The organism is Pseudomonas sp. Pf153 (genome assembly GCF_001269775.1).
GTDB classification, from domain to species: Bacteria; Pseudomonadota; Gammaproteobacteria; order Pseudomonadales; family Pseudomonadaceae; genus Aquipseudomonas; species Aquipseudomonas uvaldensis.
Genome location: NZ_LHVL01000030.1, coordinates 630,872 through 647,834, shown reverse-complemented (window position 1 = coordinate 647,834; position 16,963 = coordinate 630,872). Strand labels below are relative to the sequence as shown.

The 16,963-nt window shown below is 62.1% G+C and carries 14 protein-coding genes; 9 read left to right on the top strand and 5 right to left on the bottom strand.

All coding sequences use genetic code 11. The annotated features are described in order from the left end of the window. Positions 1–141: 141 nt before the first annotated feature. Positions 142–864: a pirin family protein gene (locus tag AD666_RS24045; protein WP_053157885.1), complete on the bottom strand. Its 723-nt coding sequence runs from the start codon at positions 862–864 to the stop codon at positions 142–144. 247 nt (positions 865–1,111) lie between these two features. Between AD666_RS24045 and AD666_RS24040 the strand changes: the two genes are divergently transcribed. Then, positions 1,112–2,062, top strand: a complete 951-nt coding sequence (locus tag AD666_RS24040) for a GlxA family transcriptional regulator (RefSeq protein ID WP_053157882.1) — start codon at positions 1,112–1,114, stop codon at positions 2,060–2,062. A 179-nt stretch (positions 2,063–2,241) separates the two neighbouring features. Continuing rightward, positions 2,242–3,705: a winged helix-turn-helix domain-containing protein gene (locus tag AD666_RS24035; RefSeq protein ID WP_053157877.1), complete on the top strand. Its 1,464-nt coding sequence runs from the start codon at positions 2,242–2,244 to the stop codon at positions 3,703–3,705. On the opposite strand, the gene AD666_RS24030 is transcribed toward AD666_RS24035, so the two are convergent. Next, entirely contained in the window at positions 3,652–6,462 is a 2,811-nt protein-coding gene (locus tag AD666_RS24030; protein ID WP_053157873.1) for a winged helix-turn-helix domain-containing protein, read from the bottom strand. The genes AD666_RS24035 and AD666_RS24030 overlap by 54 nt on opposite strands. Before the next feature lie 211 nt (positions 6,463–6,673). Between AD666_RS24030 and AD666_RS24025 the strand changes: the two genes are divergently transcribed. The 7 genes from AD666_RS24025 (at position 6,674) to AD666_RS23995 (ending at position 13,267) form a co-directional block, all read left to right on the top strand. Further along, positions 6,674–7,495 carry an alpha/beta fold hydrolase gene (locus tag AD666_RS24025; protein WP_053157869.1) on the top strand — a complete coding sequence of 274 codons (822 nt, stop codon included), beginning with the start codon at positions 6,674–6,676 and terminating at the stop codon, positions 7,493–7,495. A gap of 68 nt (positions 7,496–7,563) precedes the next feature. Continuing rightward, a complete protein-coding gene (locus AD666_RS24020; protein ID WP_053157867.1) occupies positions 7,564–8,511 on the top strand; it encodes a LysR family transcriptional regulator in 948 nt (315 codons plus the stop codon). Further along, positions 8,508–8,921 (top strand): DoxX family protein, encoded by a 414-nt coding sequence (locus AD666_RS24015; protein ID WP_053157864.1) that lies wholly within the window; start codon positions 8,508–8,510, stop codon positions 8,919–8,921. Before AD666_RS24020 ends, AD666_RS24015 begins: the two co-directional genes overlap by 4 nt. Beyond that, on the top strand, positions 8,914–9,543 hold the full coding sequence (locus AD666_RS24010; protein WP_053157861.1) for an antibiotic biosynthesis monooxygenase: 630 nt from the start codon (positions 8,914–8,916) through the stop codon (positions 9,541–9,543). The genes AD666_RS24015 and AD666_RS24010 overlap by 8 nt, the downstream gene beginning before the upstream one ends. A 118-nt stretch (positions 9,544–9,661) precedes the next feature. After that, complete coding sequence (locus AD666_RS24005; protein ID WP_053158860.1) at positions 9,662–11,500, top strand: amidohydrolase; 1,839 nt, start codon at positions 9,662–9,664, stop codon at positions 11,498–11,500. Between the two features lie 144 nt (positions 11,501–11,644). After that, the gene (gene ycaC / locus AD666_RS24000; RefSeq protein ID WP_053157858.1) at positions 11,645–12,274 is read left to right on the top strand and encodes an isochorismate family cysteine hydrolase YcaC; all 630 of its coding nucleotides are present in this window, start codon (positions 11,645–11,647) and stop codon (positions 12,272–12,274) included. Between the two features lie 111 nt (positions 12,275–12,385). Continuing rightward, positions 12,386–13,267, top strand: coding sequence for a LysR family transcriptional regulator (locus AD666_RS23995; protein WP_053157855.1), 882 nt, complete (start codon positions 12,386–12,388; stop codon positions 13,265–13,267). Positions 13,268–13,323: 56 nt separating this feature from the next. Here AD666_RS23995 and AD666_RS23990 read toward each other — a convergent pair whose 3' ends face one another. The 3 genes from AD666_RS23990 to nuoN all read right to left on the bottom strand — a co-directional run bounded on the left by AD666_RS23990 (position 13,324) and on the right by nuoN (position 16,957). Next, positions 13,324–13,800, bottom strand: a complete 477-nt coding sequence (locus tag AD666_RS23990) for a hemerythrin domain-containing protein (RefSeq protein ID WP_053157852.1) — start codon at positions 13,798–13,800, stop codon at positions 13,324–13,326. A gap of 339 nt (positions 13,801–14,139) precedes the next feature. After that, positions 14,140–15,246 carry an NAD(P)/FAD-dependent oxidoreductase gene (locus AD666_RS23985; RefSeq protein WP_053157849.1) on the bottom strand — a complete coding sequence of 369 codons (1,107 nt, stop codon included), beginning with the start codon at positions 15,244–15,246 and terminating at the stop codon, positions 14,140–14,142. 247 nt (positions 15,247–15,493) lie between these two features. Then, positions 15,494–16,957, bottom strand: a complete 1,464-nt coding sequence (gene nuoN / locus AD666_RS23980; protein ID WP_053157846.1) for an NADH-quinone oxidoreductase subunit NuoN — start codon at positions 16,955–16,957, stop codon at positions 15,494–15,496. Between the last annotated feature and the right edge of the window lie 6 nt (positions 16,958–16,963).

The window sequence follows — 16,963 nt, the reverse complement described above, 5'->3', positions numbered from 1 at the left end:
CACAAGCGACAAAGCGCATGGTCCAGCTTCTGGAAGCTGGACCATGCGCCATGTTTCTCTTAGCAAAGCCGGAATTTAGCGGGCCGCCTGACTTTTTTCAGATGTTTTGATCATTATGAAGGCCAGGGCTTATACCCGTAGTCACGGCATCTGCGGCAATTCCCTGGGTTGCAGATCGAACACCAACACCTCGGCGTTCTCGCCATTGGTCAATGTCAGCACCTGCTCCTCGCGAACCCGTACGCCATCGCCTTCCTGCAGGGATACGCCATTGAGCTCGACCTTGCCCCGGGCCACGTGCACATAGGCGTAGCGGTCGGGCGCCAGTGTCAGGCTGGCGCTTTGCTTGCCGTCGAACAGTCCGGCATACACCCGTGCATCCTGGCGAATCTGCAGCGAGCCGTCGGTTCCATCCGGCGAAATGATCAATTGCAGCCGTCCGCATTTCTGCTCAGTACTGAAGTGCTGTTGCTGATAACGCGGCGTGGCGCCAGCGACGTCGGGCACGATCCAGATTTGCAGGAAGTGCACCGGTTCGCTATCGCTGTGGTTGAACTCGCTGTGGGCCACGCCGCTGCCAGCGCTCATCAGTTGCACATCGCCCGGGCGGATGACCGAGCCTGTGCCCAGGGTGTCCTTGTGCTCAAGCGCACCTTCGAGCACATAGGAAAAGATCTCCATGTCCCGATGCGGATGCTGGCCAAAGCCTTTGGCTGCGGCAACCCGGTCGTCGTTGATGACGAGAAGGTCGGAGAAGCCCTGTTCGTTTAGGTTACGGTAGTTGGCGAAGGAAAAAGTATGGAACGAGGTCAGCCAGCCGTGACGGGCGATGCCGCGGTCCGAAGCTTTGCGAAGGGTCAGCATGGTGGTTCTCCTGATTCTGGGCGGAGCGGTCGTGGCCGTTCGCCGGGTTCAGGAAAAGATTAATGGTTAACGGATAATCCAATAAGTAGATCAAAAACGAAAGACTGTCCCATTACAGTGGACAATCAAGTAAGCTCGCCAGCCTACGCCTCGCTTCGCCATAATGCGACGGTTCCGCTGTGTTCAGGCTCTGATCACAGCGATTTGAACTTACCGCTTTTCCTTCGATCCTCTGGCGTTCTTTCTGATGAAAACCGTTGCAATGGTGCTGTTCCCGGACTTTCTGCTGCTCGATATGGCGGGGCCGCTTGAAGTCTTCTCCATCGCCAATCGTTATCTCGAACCGGACCAGCGTTATCAATTGCTGACCCTGGGTACCGAGCGCGGCGCGCTGCGGGCGTCAAACGGCGTGATGGTGCAGGCCGATATCCACATCGACCAGGCCTGGGCGGCCTATGACGTGTTGCTGGTACCGGGGGGGCCGGGCGCCTATAACCAACAGCATCCGGGGCTGCAGACGTGGTTGAAGGCCGCGACACAACGGGCCACGCGCTATGGCTCCATCTGCACCGGCGCCTTTGTACTCGGCAACGCAGGATTGCTCGATGGGTACCGGGTTACCACTCACTGGCACTACACCGAACGCCTGATCCAGCGTTTTCCCAAGGCCTTGGTGGAAACCGACAGAATTTTCCTGCAGGACCGGCGCCTGATGACTTCCGGCGGCGTCACCGCCGGTATCGACCTGGCCTTGTTTATCGTCGCCCAAGACTACGGACGCAAGGTGGCCCTGGATGTGGCCAAGGTGTTGTTGGTGGTGATGAAGCGCCAGGGCGGGCAGGCGCAGTTCAGCCCGTTGGTGGCGGCGGTGGCGACCCAGGAGTCGGCCATCACCCGGGTACAGCACCACGTGATCGAGCACTTGGAGGAGCCCTTCACCGTCGAGCGCATGGCCGAGCTGGCTGCCATGAGTGTGCGGCACTTCGCCCGGGTATTTGCCCGTGAAGTCAAGATGACGCCCATGGAGTTCCTCCAGGGCGCGCGTATCGACCGGGCGCGTCAGCTATTGGAAGCCACGGATTTGCCCCTCAAGACCGTGGCCTTTCGCAGTGGCTTCGGCAGCGTGCGGCACATGCGCGCCCAATTCAGCGAAAAGCTTGGCTTGACCCCGGCACAGTATCGCCAACAGTTCAGTTGAGCCGACGGTGTCCGTCCTGGGCATCGTGATGTCCGTGATGCGTCCTTTGCCAGCATTGTCCTGTCGCTCGTGGCTGCCAAGATAATCGGTGAACCCTTTAAAGGATGCGCTCGAGCCGGGGCGGAGACGTTGTCGAGTGCAGCGTCATGTCTAAACTGGCTGCTGGCGCTGGAACGCCCATGAACAATTTCGCCACGCCGGGTACCGAAACGACGGTGGTTTTCGGTCCGTTTACCTTCCATCCGCAGCAGCGCCTGGTCACCTGCAAGGGCAGGCCCTTGTCGCTGGGCGGACGGGCCCTGGATATTCTCCACGTTTTGGCTGAACACGCCGGCAGCTACGTCGACAAGCAGACCCTGATTGCGCGTGTCTGGCCGGACAGTGTCGTCGAAGCCATCAACCTGCGCGTGCATATCGCGGCGCTGCGCCGGGCATTTCGTGATACCACGGGCGGGTGCCGGTACATTCGCAACGATCCCCGGCGTGGCTATTGTTTTGTTTCCTCGCCGGTTTCAGCGTCACGCAGCGAACGGCATAACCTGCCTGCGCGCCTGAGCCCGGTGCTGGGGCGGGACAGAGTACTGGGTCAGCTGTTGGTCGACGTGCCGCGCCACGGCCTGACCACCGTGATCGGGCCAGGCGGTGTCGGCAAGACCACCGTCGTGCTGCGGGCGGCGGAGTTATTGCTGGGGTATTTCCATGACGGCGTCTGGTTGGTTGACCTGGATGCGCTCGTGGATCCGGGTCAGGTGCGGGCGCACGTCGCTCAGACGCTGGGCCTGGAGCCAGACGCCCTGACATTGCAGCCCGGATCCTGTCGGATGCTCTTGGTGCTCGACGGCTGCGACCGGTTGCTCGACGCCTGCCGGGAACTGATTCTGGCGCTTCGTACGACCGCACCCGAAGTGTCGGTACTGGTGACCAGTCGCGAATGCCTGGACTTGGCCGATGAATATGTCGTGCAGTTGCCCGGCCTGGCGGTGGCCGAAGACCTGGAGCCCCAGCAGGCGCTATTGGCCTGTCCGGCGGTGCAGTTGCTGATTGACCGGGTGAGTGCTCGTCAGCACGGGTTCAAGCCCAACGACCGGGAGCGGGCAACTCTTGCACAGGTGTGCCAGCGTCTTGATGGTCTGCCTTTGGCCCTGGAGCTGGCCGCGGTTCAGGTGGGCGTCCTAGGGGTCGCGGGGGTGCTTGAACAACTGGATGACGGGCTGGCGCTCTTGAGCCATGGCCGGCGCACCGCATTGGCTCGCCACCGCAGCCTGGAAGCGTCGCTGGATTGGAGTTTCGAGCGCCTGGGGGCCGCCGGGCAGACAGTGTTGTCACGCCTCGCGGTGTTCGAGGGGCCTTTCAGCCTGGACGCGGCGATGGCGGTGATCAGTTGTCCCGAACTGACCCCAGGGCAGTTGCCTGCGCTGTTGGCGCAACTGGTAAAGCAGTCTTTGGTGATGCGCGACCCGTGCGGCGAAGAGGTTCGGTTCTATCTGCTCCATACCACGCGGGCTTATGCCCTGGAAAAACTGCAGCGTAATGGCCAATGGCATCTTTATCATCGGCGTTATGTGTTGCAGGACGCCTGGGCGCCCCAGTCAAGGCCCGTGCCGCCGAGACATGGACTGGAGCAGCGCATCGGCCTCCACTAGGTCGGGTGTATCGAAGCCCTCCGTGAACCGGCGAAAAACCGGTTCGAGCAGGTTCCGCGCCGCCTGTTCCTGACCCCGATGTTGCCATAGCCGAGCCAGGGACATGGCGCTGCGCAGCTCCCAGGCCAGGGCTCCCTGGTCGCGGGCCATGCTCAAGGCCATGTGCAGTAGTTCTTCAGCCCGTGTTTCGAGTATCGGGTCATTGCCTGCCAGCAGTGCTTCGGCTTCGGCCCGCAGGATTTCCGCCGAGCACCAGCCCGCCAGACCCTGGTGGGCCCGTTCGATCTGTTCCGGGCTGACCAGATCAGCCCGCAGGGTGACGACGATATCGTGGATCAGACCGGTGGTGAGTTGATCCGCCCCCGAGGGGCCCCCCTCAAAGGCACAGGCGTAGCAAGCGGCCCAATCATCGAACAGCAGCACCGAATGTTTCTTGGCCTGGTGCCGCAGCATCTGGAGCCGTTCATGGGCGATCGCACGGTTGCCGTTGTAATGCTCGATCACACAACCGGCCAGGGCCAGGGTGTAGCAGATCGAGGTGCCGTGGTTGATCTGCAAGGCGATTTGCAACGCGAGGCTGGCAGTGCGACGGGCTTTCTCGGCAAAACCCTGCAGCCAGAGAATTCGCGCCAGGATCGTCAGTGCGGCGACGCTTTGGTCGTACTGCACGCCGAAGCCATGGGTGAATCGGCTGAGATGGCCGCTTTGGGACATGCGCTGGATCACCTCCTCGGCGTCACGGCGGGCCGCGTCCTGGTTGCCGGCGAAATGCAGCGCCAGTACCCGCAGCCGCTGAGTGCTCAGAGACAGGGTCGGGTCGCCATGCGTGCCCAACCGGTCGAAGTCCCGGCTTTGCTCCAGAGCCTGTTGGTAATGACCGCAACTCAGATTGACGGCCATGTGGCCCGAGACCGCCCGGAGCTCGCTGTTCAGGTCCTTGCACTGCTGCGCAAGCTGGCGGGCGGTGATGAATGCGTTGATGGTCGCCGATGTGCCACCTACGGTGTGGTAGCTGAAACTGCCGCGGGCCAGTTCCAGGGCAAGGGTCAGCCTTGGGCAGGGCGTGGGACTGGCCCGCAGCAATGCCAGGGCTTTGTTGACGTACAGGCCGTGCTCCTTGAGCAGGGACAGCTCCTGCCAGAGAGGCAGAGTCCGGGCGGTCAGGCGAATGGCGACGGCGTGCGCGCCGTGTGGGGCCAGGCCCCGGTCAAGCGCGGCGCGGATGTCGTCGCGATAGTCGGCGTAGCGGGCGGTCCAGAGCTGAGTGGGAGTGTTTTCCCAGTCGCTCTCGGCTTGCTCCATCAGTGTCAGACAGCGCTCGGCATGGCGCGCCTGGCTGGCGGACAGCTCACCGGCCTCGGTCAGTTTCTCCAGGGCATAGCTACGGGTCGTGTCCAACAGGCGATAGCGCACTTCTTCGTCGCCAAGCTCCACGTTGAGCAATGATTTGGCGACTAACTGGCTGATAGACACCAGCACCTGATCCGGCGCGATATGCGGGCCGACGATCACCGCCGCGGCCGATGCCAGGTTGAAGCTGCCCATGAATACCGCCACCCGCCGCAGACAGGCCTGCTCACAGGGCGTCAGCAGAGCGAAGCTCCAGTCCAGGGTGGCCTGTAGGGTCTGTTGGCGCGGTGCGCTGGCCCGGCAGTCTTGGTGGAGGAGGGTGACGCTGTCCTGAAGTTGCTGGTGCAGGGCTTCAAGCCCGAAGCGGCCGATTTGCGCAGCGGCCAGCTCGATTGCCAGGGGAATGCCGTCCAGTCGCTGGCAGATATCGAGCACGAGGGGAACCTCGCGGTCGGTCAACTCGAAGCTTTCCTGGCTGGCCATCGCCCGTTCGGCGAACAGTTGCAGTGCCGGGTATTCCAGGGCGGGGTAGCCTTCGATGGCCATTCCCCTGGGCGGAAACGCCAAGGCATCCAGGCGTTGTATATGTTCGCCTTCGGCTCGCAGGTCTTCGCGACTGGTGGCCAGGATGTGCAGGTGGGGCGCACCGCGCAACAGGGTTTCGCTGAATTGCGCGACGGCATCGATCAGATGCTCGCAATTGTCGATCACCAGCAGCAGATGCTGGTCCTTGAGTTGGCGCACGATGACATCCAGCGGTTCACCGTTATAAGGCGGCAGCTTCAGCAAGGCAGACAGGTTCGGCGCGATCATGGCCGGGTCGTTGAGCGAGGCCAGGTCGAGCAGGTACGTGCCGTCGCGGTAGCGGCCGATCAACCGCTCGGCGACGCGCAGGGCGACGGTGGTCTTGCCGATGCCCCCCGCGCCCACCAGGGTGATGAAGCGTTTGCGCGGCAGTTGAGCCACCAGCTCATCCAGGATTGCCTGGCGCCCGATCATCCGGGTGTTCGGCAGTGGCAGGTTATGGACCACTGACGCAGGGGCGATGGGCGTCTGTTCTTCGAGCGGCGCGAACGAAATCGGCGCCACGAAACTATAGCCCCGCTGGGCCACGGTGACGATGTAGCGCTGGCCGGCCTGACCGTCCCCCAGGGCCTTGCGCAGAGCGGCGACGTGCACCCGCAGGTTGGTGTCTTCCACCACGCTTTTGGGCCAGACCCGGGCGATCAACTGGTGTTTGCTGACCACCTGCCCGGCGTGTTCGAGCAGCACCAGCAGGATCTCCACCGCCCGCCGGCCCAGGCGCAACGGTTGCCCGGCTTCCAGTACCAAGCGTTGGCGGGGGTGGACCTGATAGGGGCCGAAATGCACGGTCTGTTCGACGGCGAGGTCGAGGGGGTGGTTCATGGTGTTCTCGATGTCGGGGTCCCGGTATGTGGGATTTATCCGACTATATTCCTCAGGTTTGGCTTTGAACGCAACGGCGAGGAGCTACGGATCCCTCGACCTAGACATCTGCTCGTCAAAAAAGAGGGAAAAATTAACAACGTTTAACTCACGCAGGAGCCGTTTCTGAACCGACCATGTAGCCCTTCATCCACTGCAAGGAAATCATGTCATGAGCACCTTCATCACCCGCGATGGCACCGAGATCTACTACAAGGATTGGGGCAGTGGTCAACCGGTGGTCTTCAGTCACGGCTGGCCGTTGAACTCGGACAGTTGGGAAGCGCAGATGATGTTCCTGGCCTCCAACGGCTATCGGGTGATTGCCCATGACCGTCGCGGACATGGGCGCTCAAGCCAGCCCTGGAATGGCAACGACATGGACACCTACGCCGATGACCTGGCGCAATTGATCGAACGATTGGACCTCAAGGACGCGGTGTTGCTGGGCTTTTCCACGGGCGGTGGCGAAGTGGCGCGCTACATCGGCCGGCATGGTGCCGCCCGCGTAGCCAAGCTAGGCCTGATCTCGGCAGTGACGCCCTTGATGGTGCGGACCGCGTCCAACCCTGGCGGCTTGCCGATCGCGGTATTCGACGGTTTCCGCCAAGCCTCCCTCGCGGACCGTTCTCAGCTATACAAAGATGTGGCCAGTGCATTTTTTGGCGCCAACCGTCCAGGCGCCAAGGTGTCCCAAGGCATGATCGACTGGTTCTGGATGCAGGGCATGCTCGCCGGTCACAAGAACACCTATGACTGCATCAAGGCGTTTTCGGAAACCGATCTGTCCGAAGACCTGCGCAACATCGACGTGCCGACCCTGGTGGTCCATGGCGATGACGACCAGGTGGTCCCCATCGAAACCGCCGGTATCGCAGCCGCCAAACTGCTCAAGAACTCGCAACTGCTGGTCTACCCCGGCGCGCCTCATGGCCTGACCGATACCCACAAGGACCGGTTGAATGCTGATTTGCTGGCGTTTATCCAGGGCTGATCAAGCTACAAACCCTGTGGGAGCAAGCTCGCCCCCACAGGGATCGGTATTCAACAGGACCTTAGCCGATGAACCGCAATGATTTACGCCGCCTCGACATGAACCTGCTGGTGATCTTCGAGGCGTTGATGTTCGAGAAGAACCTGACCCGCGTCGCTGAAAAGCTGTTCATGGGCCAGCCAGCGGTGAGCGCGGCGCTGGGACGGTTGCGGGATCTGTTCGACGATCCGCTGTTGATCCGCCACGGGCGCGGCATGGAGCCGACCCCGCGGGCGATGGCCATCCTCAAAGAGCTGCAACCGGCCATGGACACTATTTCCGGCGCGGTCAGCCGGGCCAAGGCGTTCGATCCGTCCACCAGTTGCGACGTGTTTCGCATCGGCTTGTCGGACGACGCCGAGTTCGGCCTGTTTCCGCCGCTGCTGAGCCAACTGCGGGAAGAAGCGCCGGGCATCATCGTGGTGGTGCGCCGGGCCAATTTCCTGCTGATGTCGTCGCTGCTGGCCAGTGGCGAAATCAGTGTCGGGGTCAGCTATACCACCGATCTGCCGGCCAATGCCAAGCGCAAGAAACTACGGGATATCCCCTGCAAGGTGTTGCGTGGCGACAAGCGTCCGGGCCCGCTGACCCTGGACGAATACTGTTCGCGGCCCCATGCCATGGTGTCGTTCTCGGGTGATCTGAGCGGCAACATCGACCTGGATCTGGCTCGCATCGGCCGGACCCGCAAAGTGGTGCTGGCGGTGCCGCAGTTCAGCGGGTTGCGCGCATTGCTCGCCGGCACTGAACTGATCGCCACCGTGCCCGATTACGCAGCCTGTGCGCTGGTGGAAGGTTGCGGGTTACGTGCAGAAGACCCGCCGTTCGAGATCAACCCGGCCGAGTTGTCGATGGTCTGGAGCGGTGTCCACGACAACGACCCCGCCGAGCGCTGGCTGCGCTCGCGCATCGCCACACATATGTCCCAACCGTTGCCGGCGGCCGCTTCGGCGCAGTCGGTCGGAGACCACCGATGAACCTCACCGATGAACGTCCGTTGCAGGACCTGGGCTTGCTGTTCCTGCGCTTGAGCGGCGCGCTGTTCCTGCTCTGGGTCCATGGGCTGCCGAAGCTGTTGAACTACAGCGTCGAGCTGACCCGTATCGAAGACCCGTTTCACCTCGGCGCCGCACCGACCTTGGTGCTGGCGATTTTCGCCGAGGTGCTCTGTCCGTTGCTGATCATGGCCGGCGTCCTGGTGCGCCTGGCCTGTCTGCCCATCCTGTTCCTGCTGGCCGTTGCGCTGCTGGTGGTTCACCCACAGTGGAGCCTGGAAGAAGGGCAGTTCGGCTGGCTGCTGTTGATTCTGTTTACCAGCGTATTCATTGCCGGGCCTGGGCGCCTGGCGATCAACACGCGTTTTGCTGGAGTGCTTCGCCATGTCTGAATCTCAAACCCTCGAAACCACCGCCAGACCCGGTGCCGATGAAGTCGTCACCCTGGTGGTCAAGCACCGGGTCAAGGCCGGTCAGGACGCGGCCTACGAGGCCTGGTTGCGTCGCACCGTGACCGTGGCGGGTGGCTGGCCGGGACATCTGGGCGTGGATGTGGTCCGGGGCAAGCAGGGCGGGCTGTCACTGTTCACCTGTGTGCTGCGATTCCGTTCCACCGAGGCCATGCAACGCTGGCTGGATTCGCCTGTGCGCCGTGAACTGATCGACGAAGCCGCGCCGTTGCTGGCCGACGGTGACCAGACTGAAGTCGGGGCCCACAAGGAGTTCTGGTTCGCCCCGCTGGCCGATGCCTCCACGCCACCGCCGCGCTGGAAGCAGGCCGTGGTGACGCTGCTGGTGATCTTGCCCCACACCTTGCTGGTGCCGCTGATCTGGGGGCCGGTCCTGCAACTCAATGCGTTTCTCTCCAACTACGTGGTCGCCACGTTCCTGATCACCCTGACCATCGTGCTCTCGGTCTGTTACGTGTGCATGCCGCTGGCGACCCGTTTGTTCGCGCCGTGGCTGGAAGCGTCGAAGGCCCATGAACACCTGGAGCCCGGCCATGGCCAATAACGATGATCCGACCGATCCGCTGCGCCGCCAGTTACTGGCCGCCGGGTCCTTGCTCAGTGCCGCGGCGGCTTTCTGGCCGCGCCTGTCCCTTGCTTCTTCTCATTCAAAAGGAAATCCGATGAATGCCGATCTGATTCTGTTCAATGGCCAATTCCATACGGTCGACCGCGAGAAACCTCGCGCCAGCGCCGTTGCCATCAGCCAGGGCAAATTCGTCGCCGTGGGCACCGATGCCGAGGCCATGGCGTTGCGTGGCAGCGGCACCCAGGTCATCGATCTCAAGGGCCGCACGGTCATCCCTGGCCTCAATGACTCGCACCTGCATCTGATCCGTGGTGGTTTGAACTACAACCTGGAACTGCGCTGGGAAGGCGTGCCGTCCCTGGCCGATGCCTTGCGCATGCTCAAGGACCAGGCCGACCGCACCCCGACGCCGCAATGGGTGCGGGTGGTGGGCGGCTGGAACGAATTCCAGTTTGCCGAAAAACGCATGCCGACCCTGGAAGAACTCAACCAGGCTGCCCCCGATACCCCGGTGTTCGTGCTGCACTTGTATGACCGCGCCTTGCTCAATCGCGCCGCGCTGCGGGTGGCCGGATATACCCGCGACACCCCGAACCCGCCGGGCGGCGAAATCGTGCGCGACAGCAACGGCGAGCCGACCGGCATGCTGGTGGCGCGGCCCAACGCGATGATCCTGTATTCGACCCTCGCCAAGGGGCCGAAGCTGCCACTGGAGTACCAGGTCAATTCCACACGCCAATTCATGCGTGAACTCAATCGCCTGGGCCTGACCAGCGCCATCGACGCCGGCGGTGGTTTCCAGAATTATCCGGACGATTACGCGGTCATCGAGCAGTTGGCCCGTGAACAGCAACTGACGGTGCGCATCGCCTACAACCTGTTCACCCAGAAGCCCAAGGAAGAACTCACCGACTTCAAGAACTGGACCGGCAGCGTCAAGCTGCACCAGGGCGATGACTTCCTGCGGCACAACGGCGCCGGTGAAATGCTGGTGTTTTCGGCGGCGGATTTCGAGGACTTCCTCGAACCACGTCCGGACCTGCCGCCCGGCATGGAACAGGACCTGGAGCCGGTGGTGCGCCATCTGGTGGAGCAACGCTGGCCGTTCCGCCTGCATGCCACCTATGACGAATCCATCAGCCGCATGCTCGATGTGTTCGAGAAGGTCAACCGGGACATTCCGTTCAACGGCCTGCCCTGGTTCTTCGATCACGCCGAGACCATCACGCCCAAGAACATCGAGCGAGTCCGGGCCCTGGGCGGCGGCATCGCAATCCAGGACCGCATGGCGTTCCAGGGCGAGTATTTCGTCGACCGCTACGGCGCCAAGGCTGCCGAAGCCACGCCGCCGATCAAGCGCATGCTGGCCGAGGGCGTGCCGGTGGGCGCCGGCACCGACGCCACCCGCGTGTCGAGCTACAACCCGTGGACCTCGCTGTACTGGATGGTCAGCGGACGCACCGTCGGCGGCCTGTCGCTGTACGAAGAAGGCCTGCCGCGCCTGACCGCGCTGGAACTGTTCACCCATGGCAGCGCCTGGTTCTCCTCCGAGCAGGGCAAGAAGGGCCAGATCAAGGTCGGCCAACTGGCGGACCTGGCCGCCCTGAGCGCGGACTTCTTCAGCGTCGAGGAAGAAGCCATCAAGTGGATCGAGTCCGTGCTGACGGTGGTCGACGGCAAAGTGGTGTACGCCGCCGGCGACTTCGAAAAACTCGGCCCGGCCAGCGTTCCCGTGTTGCCGGACTGGTCGCCGGTGGTCAAGGTCCCGGGGCACTGGCGCCCGACCTCACCGCTGCAGGCCCAGGTTCACCAGTGCAGCGGCCCTTGCGCCGTGCACTCCCACAGCCATGAGCGAGCGCGGCTGTCGAATGTCCCGGTCAGTGATTTCCAGGGCTTCTGGGGCGCGTTTGGCTGTTCCTGCTTTGCCTTTTAACTAACACACACATTTCCCCCTGTGGGAGCGGGCTTGCTCGCGAAAGCGGCTGAACATTCAGCTTCGCCGTCGCCTGACACGCCGCCATCGCGAGCAGGCTCGCTCCCACAAAGTTTTACAACGTCCACACTGAGGAGTCATCCCATGAGCAACGCCCCTGTCTACAACCGCCTGAACAAAGATGATGCAGTCGTCCTGCTGGTCGATCACCAGACTGGCCTGATTTCCCTGGTCCAGGACTTCTCGCCCAACGAGTTCAAGAACAACGTGCTGGCCCTGGCCGACCTGGCGAAGTTCTTCGAACTGCCGACCATCCTGACCACCAGCTTCGAACAAGGCCCCAACGGCCCGATCGTGCCGGAACTCAAGGAAATGTTCCCGGACGCGCCGTATATCCCGCGTCCAGGCCAGATCAATGCCTGGGACAACGAAGACTTCGTCAAGGCGATCAAGGCTACCGGTCGCAAGCAACTGATCATTGCTGGCGTGGTGACAGACGTCTGCGTGGCATTCCCGACCCTGTCGGCCCTGGCCGAAGGTTTCGATGTGTTCGTTGTCACCGATGCCTCGGGCACCTTCAACGAAACCGTGCAGCAAGCCGCCTGGGTACGGATGACCGCTGCCGGCGCGCAGATGATGAACTGGTTCTCGGTGGCCTGTGAGCTGCACCGCGACTGGCGCAACGACATCGAAGGCCTGGGCAACCTGCTGTCCCAGCGCATTCCGAACTACCGCAACCTGATGAACAGCTATGCGGCACTGACTGCCAAGTAAGCTGTGCTGCCTGGCTGAATGGATGCCCGCCTTTTGTGCGGGCATCTTTTTGCCTGGCGAAAAACCTGAATCTATTTATAGAATTCCTGACTGTCCACCCGCGGATCTCCAATGAATCCCTTCGAAGAAATGCGCATTTTTGCCCAGGTCATGGAATCGGGCAGTTTCACGGCCGCAGCGGACAAGTTGGGGCTGTCCAAGCAGTTCGTCAGCCGCAAGCTCATGGAGTTGGAGCAACGACTCGGTGTACGCCTGCTCAATCGCTCGACGCGGCGACTGGACGTGACGCCCCTCGGCCAGCGCTATTACGAAGCGGCATTGCGCCTGCTCAGTGAGATCGAGCAAGTGGAGCAGGGCATCAGCGGCCAGACCAGCGAACCCCGTGGCACCCTTCGCCTCAGCGCACCACTGTCATTCGCCGTGGCGCACCTGGGGAGCCTGTTGCCGTTGTTTCTGCAACGCTACCGGGACGTCAGCGTGGAGGTCGACTTGAGCGACCGCTCCGTGGATTTGCTGGGCGAGGGTTATGACCTCGCGCTGCGAATCGGCGTGCTGGAGGACTCAACGCTGATCGCCCGACGCATTGCCAGTATCGAGCGGATATTCTGCGCCAGCCCGGCGTACCTCGCCCAACACGGCCACCCCACACGGCCCGAAGACCTGGGCGGGCACGATTGCCTGCCTTACGGTCACGGCCGTCAGGTGCAGTGGCGATTCGCAGGAGGGGGCAAGCCGCTGGTGCTGGAAGTCGGCGGCCGTATGCGTGCCAACAACGGTGAACTGCTCCGGGATGCGGCCATCGCCGGCATGGGCATTACCTACCTGCCGACGTTTATCCTGGGGGATGCATTGAAGGAGGGACGATTGGTCCAGGTACTCGAGGGCTTCGAAACTGCGCCGCTGACACTCTCGGCGGTTTATCCGCAGCATCGGCAAAGTTCGCGTCCTGTGCAGGCGTTGATTGAGTTCCTGCGCGAACACATGCAGCAGTAGCAAGCCGGAACGCATTCAGCCGTCCAAATGACGGCTGAAGCATTCTCAGTACTCGATCAGGCAGCGAGGTTTGCGCTGCTCAGTTCTTTCTTGTACTGCGCTTTCATGGTTTCCATCTGTTCACCCAAGGCGTCCAGCCTGGCTTTGCCCAACAGTTTTTTCGCTTGAGGGAACATTTCTTTTTCTTCTTCTTCGATATGGTGTTCAAGCAGTTCCTTGACCACTTTCACCCGACCTGCGAATTCCGGTTGGGAAGGGTCGGTGGCCTTCAGGTCCGGCAGCACCAGCGAATCGACGGTGCGATGCTCTTCCTTGGCCTCGTAGTACATCTCGGCCTCATCCTTGCCACCCACCTGCTTGAAGGCCGGATAGAGGATTTCTTCCTCCAGACGGGTATGGATGGACACTTCCATTTCCAGTTTCGCCAACAGGTCAGTGCGTTTCTTGATGCCGCGTTCAGTGGATTCGCTCAACTGGGCAAGGATGCCCTTGACGCGTTCGTGGTCGGCTTTCAACAGATCGATGGCGTTCATATACAGCTCCTCGGCAATTCACGGTTACGAGCCGGCTTCAAGCGCCGACGTCGCGTTAACCAAGGATTGCATCGGTCGTGCCAGCCAGGCGGAGCTATTAAATCCTTTTAAAACAATGAGTTGAAAGCTATGCCATTTTCATCATCGTGCAGCCTGCATGAAGAGGGGGTAAAGCGCCTTGCACTTTGCGCTGCCCCGACCAACCCCCTTTGTGGGAGCGGGCTTGCTCGCGAAAGCGGTGTGTCAGTCGACGAAGATGTTGGATGTCCGTCTGCATTCGCGAGCAAGCCCGCTCCCACAGAGGATTCAGGGTGTGTGCAGGCTCGTGAAGACCCCGTGTCAGTTGTCGAGTAATTGCCGCACCCGTCCAGCCATCGCCAGGCAAGACGTCAGCCCCGGCGATTCGATGCCGAACAGGTTGATCAGACCGGGCACCCGGTGCTCGGTTTCTGCGCTGATGAGGAAGTCGCGGGCGGGATCGCCGGGGCCGGATATTTTCGGACGGATTCCACTATAGGCCGGTTGCAGGCACTGGTCCGGCAGGCCGGGCCAGTAGTCGCGGATCGCCGGGTAAAAAGACTCGGCCCGGGCCGGATCAACCCGGTAATCCTCCCGCTCGACCCATTCCACGTCAGGGCCGAAGCGAGCCTGGCCCGCCAGGTCCAGCGTCATGTGAATGCCCAGGCCGGCGGCTTCCGGGGCAGGGTAAATCAAGTGCCGGAAGGGCGCGCGTCCGGCAAGGCTGAAGTAATTACCCTTGCATAAATAGTCATCGGGCACCGATGAGGGTGGCAACCCTTCCATGCAGCGGGCAAGGGCCGGGGCCTGGAGGCCTGTCGCGTTGATCAGTTGGTGGCAGGTCAAGCTCATCGGTGCCGCGCCACCCACTTCCAGCATGAAGTACCCGACGTGGATGCTGGCCCGCAACAACGGTGCGTGGAACGCGACATTCGCTCCGGCCGCTTCGGCATCGCCCTGCAAGGCCAGCATCAGGGCATGAGAGTCCACGATCCCGGTGGAGGGCGAATACACGGCGGCGACGCAGGCCAGCGCCGGTTCCAGAGCCTGCGCCTGTTTCTGGTCGAGCAGGCGCAGGTCGTCCACTCCATTGGCCAAGCCGCGTTCAAGCAATGCCTTCAGGCCTGCCACTTGTGCCTGATCCCGGGCGACGATCAACTTGCCGAGGCGGCGGGTCTCTACGCCGTGGATTTCACAATAAGCGTACAGCCTACGCCGCCCCTCGACGCACAACTGCGCCTTGAGGCTGCCCGGTGGGTAGTAGATGCCCGCGTGGATCACCTCGGAGTTACGTGAACTGATCCCTGTGCCAATGGCCGCGCCGGCTTCGATCAGCAGCACTTCATGACCGGCGAGGGCCATTTCCCGCGCCACGGCAAGGCCGACAACGCCCGCGCCGACCACTACGCATTCCACATCGACGTTCAACTCATTCTCCTCGGATCTCCCAAACAGCTCTCGAAAGAATACACCGACCCCTATGTGGGAGCGGGCTTGCTCGCGAAGACGGAGTGTCAACCAAGTGGATGTAATTGACCCGCAGCCTCCATCGGATCGCCACCCGGAGCAAGTGGACTCTCGCCCCTCAGCAATTCATGTGCGAACGACCAAACATCCAGCCATAAAAAAACCCGCATCTCGCGATACGGGTTTTTCAACTACACCGTTTGGGCAATCAGCCCGTCAGGCCAGCCTGTTGGACCAGGGTCAGCAACGGCTGCGGATACACACCGAGGAAGAACGCCAGTACGGCGATGGCCAGCAGCATCACGCCGCCTGCCTTTTGTTCCCAGTGCAGCTCGGCATCGTGACGACGCAGGTTCGGTTCCATCAGGTACAGGGTGACCATGACACGCAGGTAGTAGAACACGCCGATGGCACTGCCCAGCACCAGGGAGCCGACCAGCCACCATTGGTGGGCCTCGACGCCGGTGGCGATGATGTAGAACTTACCGATGAAGCCGGCGGTCAGCGGGATGCCGGCCAGGGACAGCATCATCACGGTCAGCACAGCAGTCAGGTACGGACGGCGCCAGAACAGACCACGGTACTCATACAGGGCATCGGCGTCGCGGCCGTTGTACGGCGAGGACATCAGGGTGATCACGCCGAAGGCGCCGAGGCTGGTGATCACGTAGGTGACCAGGTACACGCCGATGGCTTCCACGGCCAGGCCTTTGCTGGCGATCAGGGCAATCAGCAGGTAACCGAAGTGGGCGATGGACGAATAACCCAACAGACGCTTGAGGTTGCTCTGGGTCAGTGCCAGCAGGTTACCGAACAGGATCGACGCAATGGCGATGAGGGTCAGTACGTTGCTCAACACACCGCTGCTGGCCACTGGCGAGATCTGGAACAGTCGCACCATCACCGCGAACACTGCCACTTTCGACGCGGTGGCGAGGAATGCCGCCACCGGCGCCGGGGCGCCTTCGTAGACGTCCGGGGTCCAGAGGTGGAAGGGCACCAGCGACAGTTTGAACGCCAGGCCGATCAGCATCATGCCCAGGCCCAGTTGCGCAATCGGGCTAGGCAGGCCAGTGGCCGCCAGGGCCTGGCCAATGCCGACGAAGTTCAGGGTGCCGGCCTCTGCGTACAGCAACGCCATACCGAACAACAGGAACGCGGAACCGGCCGCCGACAACACCATGTATTTGATGCCGGCTTCCAGGGAGCGCTTGTTGAAGAAGGCGTAGGCCACCAAGCCATAGACCGGCACCGACAGCAGTTCCAGACCGATGAACAGGCTCGCCAGGTGCTGGGCGCCGACCAGGACCAGGCCACCGGCGGCAGCCATCAGGATCAGCAGGTACAGTTCTTCGCGGTTGCCCGGGTAACCCGAACCGCCATCACCGAGGTAGGCATGGGCGAGGGTGACGCAGGCGAGGGTGGCGACGAGGATCAGCGCCATGTACAGGCAGGCGAAACTGTCGATCTGGATCAGCGGGGTGACCGCCAATGGAGCGACTTTCAGGGCCGGCAGGATTGACAGTAAGGCCAGGTTCAACCCCGCCACCGACAGCAGGAAAGTCTGGGAGTGATTGCGGCGCCAGGCGATCGCCAGCATCACCACGAGGATCGTGGCGCTGGTGATCAACAGCGGCGCAAGCGCGATAAAGTGTTGAATCGTGAATTCCATAGCGCT